9 protein-coding genes and 1 pseudogene are annotated in these 13,430 nt (G+C 72.9%); 6 read left to right on the top strand and 4 right to left on the bottom strand.

The features are described from left to right. Positions 1-37: 37 nt before the first annotated feature. Positions 38-541 carry an inorganic diphosphatase gene (locus J2S42_RS23455; RefSeq protein ID WP_307242423.1) on the bottom strand — a complete coding sequence of 168 codons (504 nt, stop codon included), beginning with the start codon at positions 539-541 and terminating at the stop codon, positions 38-40. Positions 542-717: 176 nt separating this feature from the next. Then, positions 718-2,127 (bottom strand): hypothetical protein, encoded by a 1,410-nt coding sequence (locus J2S42_RS23460; protein ID WP_307242425.1) that lies wholly within the window; start codon positions 2,125-2,127, stop codon positions 718-720. Positions 2,128-2,239: 112 nt separating this feature from the next. Here J2S42_RS23460 and dacB point away from each other — a divergent pair, with 112 nt between their 5' ends. The 6 genes and pseudogenes from dacB to folE all read left to right on the top strand — a co-directional run bounded on the left by dacB (position 2,240) and on the right by folE (position 9,638). Continuing rightward, positions 2,240-3,676 carry a D-alanyl-D-alanine carboxypeptidase/D-alanyl-D-alanine endopeptidase gene (dacB, locus tag J2S42_RS23465; RefSeq protein WP_307242427.1) on the top strand — a complete coding sequence of 479 codons (1,437 nt, stop codon included), beginning with the start codon at positions 2,240-2,242 and terminating at the stop codon, positions 3,674-3,676. Positions 3,677-3,726: 50 nt separating this feature from the next. Beyond that, positions 3,727-4,767: pseudogene (locus tag J2S42_RS23470) on the top strand (zinc-dependent metalloprotease); the annotation flags it as partial. Positions 4,768-4,886: 119 nt separating this feature from the next. After that, positions 4,887-5,912 (top strand): tRNA lysidine(34) synthetase TilS, encoded by a 1,026-nt coding sequence (gene tilS / locus J2S42_RS23475; RefSeq protein WP_307242429.1) that lies wholly within the window; start codon positions 4,887-4,889, stop codon positions 5,910-5,912. Between the two features lie 149 nt (positions 5,913-6,061). Further along, positions 6,062-6,637: a hypoxanthine phosphoribosyltransferase gene (gene hpt, locus J2S42_RS23480; protein ID WP_307242431.1), complete on the top strand. Its 576-nt coding sequence runs from the start codon at positions 6,062-6,064 to the stop codon at positions 6,635-6,637. 290 nt (positions 6,638-6,927) lie between these two features. Continuing rightward, positions 6,928-8,955, top strand: a complete 2,028-nt coding sequence (gene ftsH, locus J2S42_RS23485; RefSeq protein WP_307242432.1) for an ATP-dependent zinc metalloprotease FtsH — start codon at positions 6,928-6,930, stop codon at positions 8,953-8,955. A 53-nt stretch (positions 8,956-9,008) separates the two neighbouring features. Next, on the top strand, positions 9,009-9,638 hold the full coding sequence (gene folE / locus J2S42_RS23490; RefSeq protein WP_307242434.1) for a GTP cyclohydrolase I FolE: 630 nt from the start codon (positions 9,009-9,011) through the stop codon (positions 9,636-9,638). A 180-nt stretch (positions 9,639-9,818) separates the two neighbouring features. Here the strand turns inward: folE and J2S42_RS23495 are convergent, their stop codons facing one another. Beyond that, entirely contained in the window at positions 9,819-10,451 is a 633-nt protein-coding gene (locus J2S42_RS23495; protein WP_307242435.1) for a hypothetical protein, read from the bottom strand. After that, positions 10,448-13,129 carry an FtsK/SpoIIIE domain-containing protein gene (locus tag J2S42_RS23500; RefSeq protein ID WP_307242437.1) on the bottom strand — a complete coding sequence of 894 codons (2,682 nt, stop codon included), beginning with the start codon at positions 13,127-13,129 and terminating at the stop codon, positions 10,448-10,450. Before J2S42_RS23500 ends, J2S42_RS23495 begins: the two co-directional genes overlap by 4 nt. Between the last annotated feature and the right edge of the window lie 301 nt (positions 13,130-13,430).

Below are 13,430 nucleotides of genomic sequence, written 5' to 3' on the forward strand. Positions count from 1 at the left end.
GCGGGTGCCCGGCGCGCTTCCTGCGATGATCAGTGCCTCAGTGGCCTTCGCCGAGCTCCAGCGCGCGCTGGTGCCGCAGGATCGAGTTGCGGACCTCCTGCTCGGCCTCCACGCGGCCGGTCCAGGTCGCGCCCTCGACGGACTTGCCCGGCTCCAGGTCCTTGTAGACCGTGAAGAAGTGCTGGATCTCCATCCGGTCGAACTCGCCCAGGTGGTGGATGTCCCGCAGGTGCTCCTGACGCGGGTCCTCGAACGGCACGCAGAGGACCTTGTCGTCGCCGCCCATCTCGTCCTTCATCCGGTACATGCCGATGGCCCGGCACCGGATCAGACAGCCCGGGAACGTCGGCTCCTGCACCAGCACGAGCGCGTCCAGCGGGTCGCCGTCCTCGCCCAGGGTGCCCTCGATGAAGCCGTAGTCGGCCGGGTACTGGGTCGCAGTGAAGAGCGTGCGGTCCAACCGGATGCGCCCGGTCTTGTGGTCCACCTCGTACTTGTTGCGGTGACCCTTGGGGATCTCAACCGTAACGTCGAAATCCATATTCACGCTCCCTCGTTCGCCCACGTTGGCTAACGGAACTCGCACAGCTCACGCCACACCCCGGGCACGGCCAATGCAGTCTCGGACCCCGTTAGTCTCCTCTAAAGCGGCGGGACAGGACGAGGAGGGGCTGGGGTGGGGAGGCAAGATTCACACAACGGCAACGAAAACGGTGATCAGAGCCGTGTGGGAGCGGCGCCGGACTCGGCCGCTTCAGCGGACAAAAGCGACATAAAGCCGGACCCTGCTCCTTCCGAGGATACACAGGTGTCTGCCGCGAACACCGCGGACCAGCCCGAACGCGTCATCGCGCCGCCGGCCGCGCCGCCCGAGCCTCCGCCGTCGCCCGTCACCCCCTCCGAGCCCGCGTCCGCCGCCTCCCCTATCCCACCATCCGGACCGGCACTCCCGCAGAACAAAACCCAAACCCCACAGACCCCACCGGCGTACGCCGAGAGGCCCCGGCCCGCGACGCTCCGCCCCCCGGCGAGCATCCGCCCCACGCTCTCCCACCCGGGTCGCCCTACCCCGCCCACGCCACCCGCCGCCCCGCCGCCTTCGGCCGGCGAGCCGCCCCAGCCGATCCCGGCCGCGGCTGCCCCGGCCCGGGCGGAGTCGGCCTCGGTGGAGAAGAAGGCGACCGCGGCGGCGGCCACGCCCGAGCCTGTCAAGGCGACGCCGGTTGCCGAGCAGGCCGTGTCGAAGCCCGTTGCCGCCGCTGGGGAGCAGGCTCCGGCCGCAGGCAAGGGCGGGCAGCCCGCGGCTGAGCCGCGTTCGGCCGCTGAGCAGCAAGTTTCCCGGCCCGGCGCGGATGCCGAGCCGACGGTGCGCATTCCGGCGCGGCCTGCGCAGGACCGACAGCGGACCGTCGCGACTCCGACGCCGTCACGGTCCGGCGGCCCCGCTTCCGGTGCGTCGGTGGGTGGAGCTTCCGCGGCGCCGGTGGACCGTGAGTCGACGGCGGTGATTCCACGCGTCACCGCGACGCCGAAGGCATCGCGGGGCAGCGCGGCGGCCCGGGTGGCCGGAGCTCCGGCGGCGCCGGTGGACAGTGACTCGACGGCGGTGATTCCGCGGGTTGCCGAGGCGCCGAAGGAGCCGCGGGGCAGCGCGGCGGTGCCGGCAGCCGGGGCGGCCGCGGTGAACGAAGGCGCCACGACGCCGGTCGACGGTGAGTCGACGGCGGTGATTCCACGCGTCACCGCGACGCCGAAGGCATCGCGGGGCAGTGCGGCGGCGCGGTCGGCTGAAGGCCCGGCGGCGCCGGTCGACGGTGAGTCGACGGCGGTGATTCCGCGGGTTGCCGAGGCGCCGACGGAGTCGCGGGGCAGTGCGACGGCGCCGGTGGACGGTGAGTCGACGGCGGTGATTCCGAGGGTTGTGGAGGCGCCGACGGGGTCGCGGGGCAGTGCTGCGGTGCCGGTGGCCGGCGGAACCGCGGTGGGTCGACGTGCCGCGGCGCCGGTGGACGGTGAGTCGACGGCGGTGATTCCGCGGGTTGCCGAGGCGCCGACGGAGTCGCGGGGGAGCGCGGCGGTGCCGGTGGCCGGGCGTGCGACGGTGGGCTCGGGCGGAAGCGCGGGCACGGCGTCGCCGGCACCGGTCGTACCGGCTGATGGGGTTGACGGCGAGCGCGGAACGGAAGCGGCCGGCGGGGCCGGTGCCGCTGGGACCGCGCCGCCGTGGCGGTCGCGGAAGGTGCTGGCCGGGGCCGGAGCGACGGTCCTGGCGCTGGTGCTGGTGCTCGTGGTGGCGCTGGTCGTGCGGCCGGGCGCGGTGGACGATCCGGTGGCGGCACCGACCACGGCGGGACCCTCCGCGGAACCGCCGCCGCAGCCGGTGCTGGCGGCGAACACGGACACGGCGCCGATGCCGTCCGCGGCGGCGGTGCAGGCCGCGATCGGGCCGCTGGTGACCAGCGGTGAGCTGGGCCCGGGCATGCACGTGTCGGTGCTGGACGTGGCGACCGGTACCGAGCTGTACGGGTACCAGCAGGCCGAGCCGGCCACCCCGGCGTCGACGACGAAGCTGGTCACGGCCGCGGCGTCACTGGCGGCGCGCGGCACGGGGTACCGGATCCCGACGCGCGTGGTGGCCGGCGCCGCACCCGGTGAGGTGGTGCTGATCGGCGGCGGTGATCCGACGCTGGCGATCGGCGAGACCGCGGCGTACGAGGACGCGGCCCGGCTGGACACGCTGGCCGAGCAGGTCAAGAAGGCGCTGAACAACGCGCAGGTGTCCCGGGTGCTGGTGGACTCGTCGCTGTTCACCGGCGCGCTGACCGGGCCGGGCTGGGACCCGGACGCGGTGTCCGCGGGCTACGGCGCACCGATCACCGCGCTGATGACGGACGGCGCCCGGGTCAACCCGAAGGCGACCGGTGGCGCACAGCGGCACGCGACGCCGGACCTGGCCGCGGGGCGCGCGTTCGCGGCGCTGCTGGGTAAGAACGTGACGGTGGCGCGCGGTACGGCCCCGGCCGCGGGCACGCCGGCCGGGACGCCCCCGGGCACGGCGTCCGGCGCCGCGGTGACCGGGCCGGCGCCCGGGACCGAGCTGGGCCGGGTGGAGTCGCCGACCATGCTGCGGCTGGTCGAGGTGATGCTGACCGAGAGCGACAACGTGGTGGCGGAGGCGCTGGCGCGGCAGGTGGCGATCGCGGGCGGCGAGCCGGCCTCGTTCCAGGGCGCGGCGGCGGCGACGCGCAACCTGATCGCCGGATTCGGGCTCCCGGTCGACGGCTTCGGGCTGACCGACGGCAGCGGGCTGTCCCGGGACAACGAGATCAGCCCCGCGCTGCTGACCGCGCTGGTCCGGCTGGCCGCGGACGGCTCGCACCCGGAGCTGGGCGCGATGTTCGCCGGGCTGCCGGTCGGCGGCTGGTCGGGCACGCTGGACACCCGCTTCCGGGACCCGGCGCCGCCGGAGTCGCGCGGCGGAGCCGGGTCGGTGCGGGCCAAGACCGGGTCGCTGGACGGCGTCAACGCGCTGGCCGGCGTGCTCACCACGGCGGACGGACGGCTGCTGGCGTTCGCGCTGCTGGCCGACGAGGTGCCGTACAAGTCGGTGAGCAAGTGGCAGGCGGAGTGGAAGCTGGACCGGATCGCGTCGGTGCTCGCCGCCTGCGGGTGCTGACTCCGGTTCCGGACGGGTCGCGGTGGTGGTGCGCGGGTACGTTGGATTTCATGACGCAGTTCGTGGACTGGGATCTGGCCGCCGCCACCGCGGGAGCTCTGGGCAAGTCCGGGCCACGGGTGACCTATGACGAGGCCGCCGCGGTCGTCGCGGACCTGCGGCGGCTCACCGACGAGGCCGCGGGGCACGTCGCGGCGTACACCGGGCTGACCTCTCAGGTGGATCATCCGCCGGTGCGCGTGGTCGACCGGAGGGACTGGGCCCAGGTCAACATCGAGGGCCTGCGTTCCGTGATCGCGCCGCTGATCGGCAAGCTGACCGGTGACAAGGCGCCCAGCGCGATCGCGGACGCGCTCGGCTCACGGGTCACCGCGGTGCAGGCCGGCGGCGTGCTGGCCTACCTGTCCGGCCGGGTGCTCGGGCAGTACGAGGTGTTCTCCGGCGAGCACGGCCGGCTGCTGCTGGTCGCGCCGAACATCGTCGAGGTGGAGCGCAAGCTCGGCGCCGACCCGCGCGACTTCCGGCTCTGGGTGGCGCTGCACGAGGTCACCCACCGCACCCAGTTCACCGCCGTGCCGTGGATGCGCGGCTACTTCCTGGAGCAGGTGCAGGCGTTCGTGGACGCGTCGCAGTCCAGCGAGGACCCGCTGGTGGAGCGGCTGCGCCGGGCGGTCACCACGCTCTCCGACGCGGTCCGCGACCCGGAGAGCCGGTCGTCCGTGCTCGATCTGGTGCAGACGCCCGCGCAGAAGGAGGTGCTGGACCGGCTGACCGCGCTGATGACGCTGCTGGAGGGCCACGCCGAGTTCGTGATGGACGGTGTCGGCCCCGAGGTGATCCCGAGCGTGGAGACGATCCGGGCCCGGTTCAACCGGCGGCGCGAGGCCGGCAACCCGTTGGAGAAGGCGGTCCGCCGGCTGCTCGGCGTGGACGTGAAGATGCGGCAGTACGCGGAGGGCCGCACGTTCGTGTACGGCGCGGTGGAGCGGGTCGGCATGGCCGGCTTCAACAAGATCTTCGAGTCGCCGGCGACGCTGCCCCGGGTGGACGAGCTGAGTGACCCGGATGCGTGGGTGAAGCGGGTCGTCGGCCTTCAGACCGGTGACGGGGCGGGTGGACAGGGCGGCAGCGGGGGTCCGGGGACGGATGCGACCAGCGCGTCCGGCCCGGCCTCCCGGCCGGACGGCGACTGACCGGTTAGCGTTTTTCCATGGCTCGGATAGCGCCGCCGGTCGCGGAGTTGCGCGTGGCGGTGCGTCGCGCCCTGACCGGCTTCCCCCCGGACGGACTGGTGCTCACGGCGTGCTCCGGCGGCGCCGACTCGCTCGCGCTGGCCGCGGCTGTCGGGTTCGTCGCACCGCGGCTCGGCCTGCGCGCCGGCCTGGTCACGGTCGACCACCGGCTGCAGGACGGCTCCGCCGACCGGGCCGCGGCCGTGGCCCGGTGGGCGCGCGAGACCGGGCTGGCCCCGGTCGAGGTCGCGGCCGTGACGGTCGCGGGCCGGCCCGGCGGACCGGAGGCGGCCGCGCGCGAGGCCCGGTACGCCGCGCTGGCCGAGGCCGCGCGGCGGCACGATGCCGCCGCGGTGCTGGTCGGGCACACCCGCGACGATCAGGCCGAGACCGTGCTGCTCGCGCTCGCCCGCGGCGCCGGGATAAAGGGCCTGGCCGGCATGCGGGAGCGCCGGCCGCTGCCCGGCGCGGACGACGTGCTGCTGGTCCGCCCGCTGCTGGAGATCTCCCGGGAGCAGACGCACAAGGCCTGCGTGGCGCTCGGTCTGCAGCCGTGGACCGACCCGCACAACGCGGATCCGGCGTACGCGCGCAGCCGGGTCCGGGCCGACGCGCTCCCCGCGCTGGTCGCGGCGCTCGGCCCGCGCGTGGTCGGCAACCTGGCGCGCACGGCCGGGCTGCTGGCGGCGGACGCGGCCGCGCTGGACGGGCTGGCCCGGACCGCGCTGTCCGAGGCGCGGGGATCCGGCGGTGGCGGGCTGCGGGTGCGCAGCCTGTCCGGGCTGGATCCGGCGATACGCAGCCGGGTGCTGCACCTGTGGGCACGGGAGCTGGGCGCTCCGGGCACCGCGCTCTCGCAGCGGCACGTGTCCGCGCTGGACGCGCTGGTGGTGGACTGGCACGGGCAGGGTTCCGCCTACCTCCCCGGTGGGATCGCGGTACGCCGTTCCGGTGACGCACTGGCGGTCGTGACCACCGACACAGAAGTCGATCAAATCGGGTGATCTTGGGCGGGCACACCGCGTACCGTCGGCGCGTTTTGGCTTTTTAGGGCCGTTTGGCCCTTTTGCGGGTGGCGCGGGTGGCCCGCTCCGGGTCCGAAATCTCCCGGGGTGCGCGACGGCGCGTAACCTTCATGGGGCAGGCTAGGGCCATGGCTGACGGGTCCTGGTACGACGCGGACATCGAACGCGTGATCATCTCTGAGCAGCAGATCCGTGACAAGATCGCGGAGCTGGCCAAGCAGGTTTCCGCCGACCACGCCGACGCGGCGGACGGCGTGCTGCTGGTGTGCGTGCTGAAGGGCGCCGTGATGTTCATGGCCGACTTCGCGCGCGAGCTTGGCCGCCTCGGCCCGCCCAGCGAGATGGAGTTCATGGCGGTCTCCTCCTACGGGCAGGGCACCACCTCCTCCGGCGTGGTCCGCATCCTCAAGGACCTGGACCGGGACATCGCCGGCCGGCGCGTGATCGTGGTCGAGGACATCGTCGACTCCGGCCTCACGCTCTCCTGGCTGCTGAAGTACCTGGAGTCGCGCGGTGCCGCCTCGATCGAGGTGGTCGCGCTGTTCCGCAAGCCCGAGGCGATCAAGGTGCCGGTCGAGGTGCGCTACGTCGGCTTCGACATCCCGAGCGAGTTCGTGGTCGGCTACGGGCTGGACTTCGCGGAGCGCTACCGCGAGATGCCGTACGTCGGCGTGCTCAAGCCCGAGGTCTACGCACGCTCCTGATTACGCCCTGAGCTGACTCGTGTCGGCTGGGTGAAGCTTCAGCGCACTCTCAGAAAACCGGACTACCGTGCTGAACGGCGCGCGAGAGCGCGCTGCGGGGTCCGGGTATTCACGGGGCTCGCAACCTCACCCGTCGCACCTACGGTGTACCGTCGAATGACCGATGGCGCCGCCCGCCGGCGTCCGCGGTTGTCACGGCGTCTCCCTGGGAGGGAGGCCGCGGGGGCAGCGTTGGTGGTAGACAAGCCGGACGATCAGGAGGGTGCGGGCGCCAGGCGCTCGACAACAGTATGGAACGCACGCGTTTCTTCCGCCGCCCGGTGATCTGGATCATTCTGGTGATCGCCGCCGCGATCGCCGCCAGCTCCTTCTTCACGGGCGGCCCCAGCTATCACCGGGTCGAGACATCGGTCGCGCTCGACAAACTCAACGAGGGCAACATCAAGAATGCCGTCTACGAGGACAAGGAGCAGACGCTCCAGCTCGAGCTGAACCAGAAGGCCAGCTTCGGCGACACCTCGACCGACCGAATCGAGACCCAGGTCCCGTACGAGGTCAGTGACGACATCTGGTCCGCCGTGGTCCAGGCCAAGGCGGCCGGCAAGATCACCGGCACGATCGACGCCAAGGTCACCCGCGACAGTGTCCTGCTGACGCTGCTGCTGAACCTGCTGCCGATCCTGATCCTCGTCGTCCTCCTGCTGCTGTTCATGTCGCAGATGCAGGGCGGCGGCTCGCGGGTGCTCAACTTCGGCAAGTCCAAGGCCAAGATGATCACCAAGGACACGCCGAAGACGACGTTCGCGGACGTCGCCGGCGCGGACGAGGCCGTCGAGGAACTGCACGAGATCAAGGACTTCCTGCAGAACCCGTCGAAGTACCAGGCTCTGGGCGCCAAGATCCCGAAGGGCGTGCTGCTCTTCGGCCCGCCCGGAACCGGTAAGACGCTGCTGGCCCGCGCGGTCGCCGGTGAGGCCGGCGTCCCGTTCTACTCGATCTCCGGCTCGGACTTCGTCGAGATGTTCGTCGGTGTCGGTGCCTCCCGCGTCCGTGACCTGTTCGAGCAGGCCAAGGCGAACGCGCCGGCCATCGTCTTCGTCGACGAGATCGACGCGGTCGGCCGGCACCGCGGCGCCGGCATGGGCGGCGGTCACGACGAGCGCGAGCAGACGCTCAACCAGCTGCTCGTCGAGATGGACGGCTTCGACACCAAGGGCGGCGTCATCCTGATCGCGGCCACCAACCGGCCGGACATCCTGGACCCCGCGCTGCTGCGCCCCGGCCGCTTCGACCGGCAGATCGCGGTCGACGCGCCGGACATGGAGGGCCGCAAGGCGATCCTCCGGGTGCACGCCAAGGGCAAGCCGTTCACGCCGGACGTCGACCTCGACTCCGTCGCGCGGCGCACGCCCGGCTTCTCCGGCGCGGACCTGGCCAACGTGATCAACGAGGCGGCGCTGCTGACCGCGCGGCACGAGAAGCGCGCGATCTCGAACGAGTACCTGGAAGAGTCGATCGACCGGGTGATCGCCGGGCCGGAGCGCAAGACCCGCGCGATGTCGGACAGCGAAAAGAAGATCACCGCGTACCACGAGGGTGGGCACGCGCTGGTCGCCTGGGCGCTGCCGCACTCCGCGCCGGTGCACAAGGTGACGATCCTGCCGCGCGGCCGCTCACTCGGCCACACGCTGGTGCTGCCGACCGAGGACAAGTACACCCAGACCCGCGCCGAAATGATCGACACGCTGGCGTACGCGCTGGGTGGCCGCGCCGCCGAGGAGCTCGTCTTCCACGAGCCCACCACCGGTGCCGGCAACGACATCGAGAAGGCGTCCGGCCTGGCCCGAGCCATGATCACGCAGTACGGCATGAGCTCGAAGCTGGGCGCGGTCAAGTACGGCACCAGCGGCGACGAGCCGTTCCTGGGCCGCACCATGGGCCACGAGCGGGACTACTCCGACTCGGTCGCCGCCGAGATCGACGCCGAGGTGCGGGCGCTCATCGAGCTCGCGCACGACGAGGCGTGGGAGATCCTGGTGGAGTACCGGGACGTGCTGGACAGCATGGTGCTGGAGCTGATGGAGAAGGAGACCATCTCCCAGCAGGACATGGCCCGCATCTGCGCCCGCGTGCAGAAGCGCCCGCCGATGGCGCCGTACAACGGCTTCGGCAAGCGCCGCCCGTCCACCGACCCGCCGGTGCTCACCCCGGCGGAGAAGGACAAGCTCAAGGCGCAGGCCGCCGCGGACGGCGCCGAGGCGACCGTCGGCTCCGGCCCGGCGTCCCCGGAGTCGAACAACTCGGACGGCACCCACTGAGCTCCAACGGTTCACAGCCCAGCCCCGCCGACGAGGAGACCTCGTCGGCGGGGTTGGACTATCTCGCGGCACGGCTCGTCGACGGCAAGCTCACCGGCAGGCCCGTCGAGGACGCCGTCGACCTCCCCCGGATCGAGAACGCGGTCCGGGAGATCCTCATCGCGCTCGGCGAGGACCCGGAACGGGACGGGCTGAAGAAGACCCCGGCCCGAGTCGCCCGCGCCTACGCCGAACTGTTCGCCGGCCTTCGGGTCGACCCCGGCGCGGTGCTCACCACCACGTTCGAGGCCAACCACGACGAGCTGGTGCTGGTCCGCGACATCGACGTGATGTCGCTCTGCGAGCACCACCTGCTGCCGTTCCGCGGCGTCGCGCACATCGGCTACATCCCCGGCACGCACGGCCGGATCACCGGGCTGTCCAAGCTGGCCCGCCTGGTCGAGGTCTTCGCCCGCCGCCCGCAGGTGCAGGAGCGGCTCACGTCGCAGATCGCGGACCTGCTCACCGAGAAGCTGGCGCCGCGCGGCGTCATCGTGGTGATGGAGTGCGAGCACATGTGCATGGCGATGCGCGGCATCCAGAAGTCCGGATCAAAAACCATCACCTCCGCGGTACGTGGTGGGCTCCAGACGGACGCGAAGTCCCGCGCCGAGGCGATGAGCCTCATCCTGGGCCGCTCCTGACCGATCCCCGCCCGGGGCCGGTCAGGCGCGGTTCTTCCTGCCGCCCGCGAAACCGGCAGGGAGGAGCGTCAGCGACGACCGGTGCCCGCGGGAGCATGCGGACCGCGACCACGCCGGAAGCGGGAAAATCGCCTTCATCGCTCTTGATCCTTGCTTTGTGCTGGGCCGGTGCTGCTTCTCCTAGGCGGCCAGGGCGATCAGGCCGACGCCCACGCAGGTCAGCACGCTGGGGGCGGTGCAGACCAGTAGGCCCAGCAACGGGGTGCGGTCGGCACGGCCGTCGTCGCCGCGCGGGAAGGCCAGGCCGATCGCGAACCAGCCCAGGCCGAACGCCAGCGCCGGCAGCGTCACGCCGAAGAGCAGCGCGAACGCGAGGAGCGCCTCGGACCGCACGGTCATGTACAGCGCCAGCTGGATCACCAGCACGGCCGCGGCCAGCGCGCCGTAGACCACCAGGTTGCGCACCCAGACCGGCGTCCGCGGCGCGGCCGGACGGTGCGGCGGCAGCCGCGACTCCGCCGCCTCGACCGTGTCCCGGGCCCGTTGCAGCGCGGACCGGATCGCGGCCGGCCCGTCACCCATGCCCACCGAGACCGCGGTGACCTCGTCCAACGTCGGGATCAGCGCGGACTCCTCGGCACCCAGCTCACGGAGGCGGGTGCGCTGCGTGACCAGGCGGGCGCGGACCACCGCCAGGTCGTCGTGGGCGGCCCGGACCGGCCGGTCCAGCCCCGCCGCGACGGTGGCGTCCCGGCGGGCCACGTCCAGCTCACGGGCGGCGTCCAGGTAGGCGGCCCAGGCATCGTCGGTCACGTCTCCCTCGCCTCCGCCGGCCGGGCCGTGCTCCGCGGCGCCGGAAGAATGTGCTGCTTGGGCTCGGTGCGGAACGGGATGAACGGCGTGCTGATCCCCGACCGGCGGTCGTGCAACAGCGCACCGGCGTGCTCCGCGCCACCGCCGATCAGCTGGCCGACCTCGTCGGCGGGCAGATCCAGCAGTGCCAAGCCGGCGATCTCGGCCGCCGTCGTGCTCAGGTCACCGGTGAGCCGGTGCGCGCCGCGCCACCAGGACAGCAGGTGCACGCCGTTCGCCGGTCCGGTGCGCAGCAGACGCGTCAGCCGGTCCGGTGGCAGCGTGACCCGGTCGCCGGCGTCCAGTCCGAACACCACCAGGTAGGCGGGCTCCTCCAGTTCCAGCGCCTTGGTCAGCCCGGCCGGGTCCAGGTGCTCCACCTCGTGCCGGCGGGTCAGCGCGGCGGTCAGCGCGGCCGCGTGCCGGTCCGCGTCCGGGACCAGCGTGCAGACCAGGAAACGCGCGGTGCCGGGCGCGTGATGCGCGGAGACGCTGCGGGTGGCGGCGTGCAGCAGGTCCGGAGCCTCCGGTGCGGCGCCGATGATCGCCAGGTGCCGGCCGGGCGCCGCGTCCAGCGGGAACGCGACGGGTGGTGGCGGGGTGGCAGTGGCGCGGGTCGAGACCGGGCGGCCGAGCAGGACCTCCGCCGGTAGCTCTGCCGGTGTGCCGCGCGGACGCGGCGGGGTGGCATTGAGGCGGCTGTGGAGCTCGCTGAGCGCTCTGTGGTCGGCGTCCGGGTTGGGGAAGCGGACGAGGCGCTCGTGGCCTCTGGTGGCGTTTCTGGGCCCGCCGAGACCGCCCGCGGTGTTGACCACGGCCGTACCCGCCGGGAGGCTCTGCGCCGACTCGTTCGTGGGCTCGAGCACGTCGCCGCCGCCGGGCAGGGCGATGCGGACCGTCCACTGCGCGAACAGACCGTCGCGCTCGTGCAGCGCCGGGATCGCGCGCGGCGACCGGCTGGTCAGGACCAGATGGATGCCGCATGACCGCGCGCCGCGGGAGATCGCGATCAGCGGTGCGAGGAGCTCTGGTCGGGCTTCGAGCAGGGGCACGAACTCGTCGATCACGCAGACGATGCGAGGGGTGGTGCTCTCCCGTGCCCCGGCCTGCGGGCCGGTCCTCAACGCGGTGCGGAGATCGGTGAAGCGGGTGGTGCCGTGGCGGGCGGCGAGCGCCGTGCGGCGGTCCAGCTCCCCGGTGAGGTGGTGCAGGATCCGCTCGGCGTCGCCGCCGTCGACCGAGCGCAGGTGGGGCGCGTTGTTGCCGGTGCCGTCGCCCGACTCGGTGATGACGAAGAGCGTCATCTCGTCCGGGGAGTAGCGGGCGGTCAGGCCGGCCAGCGCGGCGGTCAGGAACGCGGACTTGCCCGCCCCCTTCCGGCCACCGATCAGCCAGTGCGGTGCCAGGTCGGTCAGCTGCACGGTCACCGTGCGTTCCCCGTCCCGGCCGACCACGGTCACCAGACCGTCGGTGCCGTCCTCCGCCCACAGCTCGGCCGGAAGCACCTCACGCAGTGAGGGCCGCTCGAACGCGAGGAAGCCGGACGCCAGACGGCGGCAGACGGCGGCCAGCATCTCCGCCGGGGGGTCACCGTCCAGCAGGACCGGAGAGTTCAGACCCACGTCGTTCGGCTGGGCCGCGAACGAGGCGCCGGGCGGGTCGCCGACTATGGCGTACGCCTCGCGGAGCGTGATCGGCGTGCTCAGCGGCAGTGGCTGCGCCGGCAGCCCGGTCGCGAGCGCGGGCGGCGGCCAGCCGGCCACCAGCAGGTGCAGGCCGGCCTCGGGACCGCGCGCCGCAAGTTCACGGAAGCGCAGCAGGTCGACGGGTTCGGCACCGGCCGGGAACGAGGAGACGACTATCAGGAGAAGGCGGTTGTCGTCCCGCCGCTGTTCCCGTTTCCGTGGCTCGTGTTTCCGGGAGTCGGTGCTCTGGGGGAGTTTCCGGGGGTCGGCGCTCTGGGGGAGTTTCCGGGGGTCGGTGCTCTGGGGGAGGGGAGCGGCCGGGTCCGGGTCGGGTTCGGTGGACGTGTCGGGTTTGCGGCCGGCCGGGGTGCGGGGTTCGGGGAGGCGAGGGCCGCGGAGGCGGAGCCACTGCTCGGCCTCGGCCAGGATGGCGCGCAGGCCCACCGGATCCGTCGCCGGCGGTGGCATCAGGCCCGCCTCGGCGAGTGCGGCGAACGGGGCGAAGACCGCAGCGTCCGCACCGTCGACCGCGCGGACCAGCAGCGCCCCCGGCTCGGTCGACGCGAGCAGGCGAAGCAGGACAGCGCGCAGCAGAGCCGCCGTGCGCGGATCACGGCCGTCCGCGTCCACCGTCAAATGACCGGTACCGGCCAGCGGCACCACGGCCGGAAAACCCGCCTCCGGCAACGGCCGCGCCGTGCCGACCCGCACGAACGCCGGCCGACCGGGCGGAGAGTCCGGCGGCACCTGACCGGTCGCCAGATTCGCCCCCAGCCACCCCGGCACCAGCATCGCCGCAGCCGAGGCCAGCCGCTCCGCCAGCCCGCGCTGCGCCCGCAGATCAGCCGGAGCCGGCGTCAACGCGTGCAACCCCGCATCCGCCGCCGCCAACACCGCCGCCGCCTGCCGGTGCAGGGCGGCGGCCCGGCTGACGTCCGTCTCGTCGTCGGCCACGCGCTCACCTCCCTACGGACACAGACCGTATCCCAGAAGAGGGAGAAATCCTGCATGTCACGGTCGGCCAGGTGGCGAACCAGCCCCGCTACGTCGCACATCACCCGATCGGCATCGGGCCCGTCCTGGTTGGAGGGTATTGCGGGGGTCGATAGGCTCAGATCGTGGAACAGAGCCAGCCGGACGAGCCAACCCCGCCCCCGGCCGACCGCGCCACGCCGACTGCGGAGAATCCGCCGACGTCCGGCGTTCCGGGGCCGGTGAGGAGGCGCAGGTCCTGGAAGACGGTGTTGTTGGTGGT

The sequence above is a fragment of the Catenuloplanes indicus genome, from assembly GCF_030813715.1.
GTDB classification, from domain to species: domain Bacteria; phylum Actinomycetota; class Actinomycetes; order Mycobacteriales; family Micromonosporaceae; genus Catenuloplanes; species Catenuloplanes indicus.

Bases quoted from the DNA above. Each gene is read 5' to 3' on its own strand.
- J2S42_RS23455 (WP_307242423.1), bottom strand. From the start codon at position 541: ATGGATTTCGACGTTACGGTTGAGATCCCCAAGGGTCACCGCAACAAG.
- tilS (WP_307242429.1), top strand. From the start codon at position 4,887: ATGGCTCGGATAGCGCCGCCGGTCGCGGAGTTGCGCGTGGCGGTGCGT.
- ftsH (WP_307242432.1), top strand. From the start codon at position 6,928: ATGGAACGCACGCGTTTCTTCCGCCGCCCGGTGATCTGGATCATTCTG.
- hpt (WP_307242431.1), top strand. From the start codon at position 6,062: ATGGCTGACGGGTCCTGGTACGACGCGGACATCGAACGCGTGATCATC.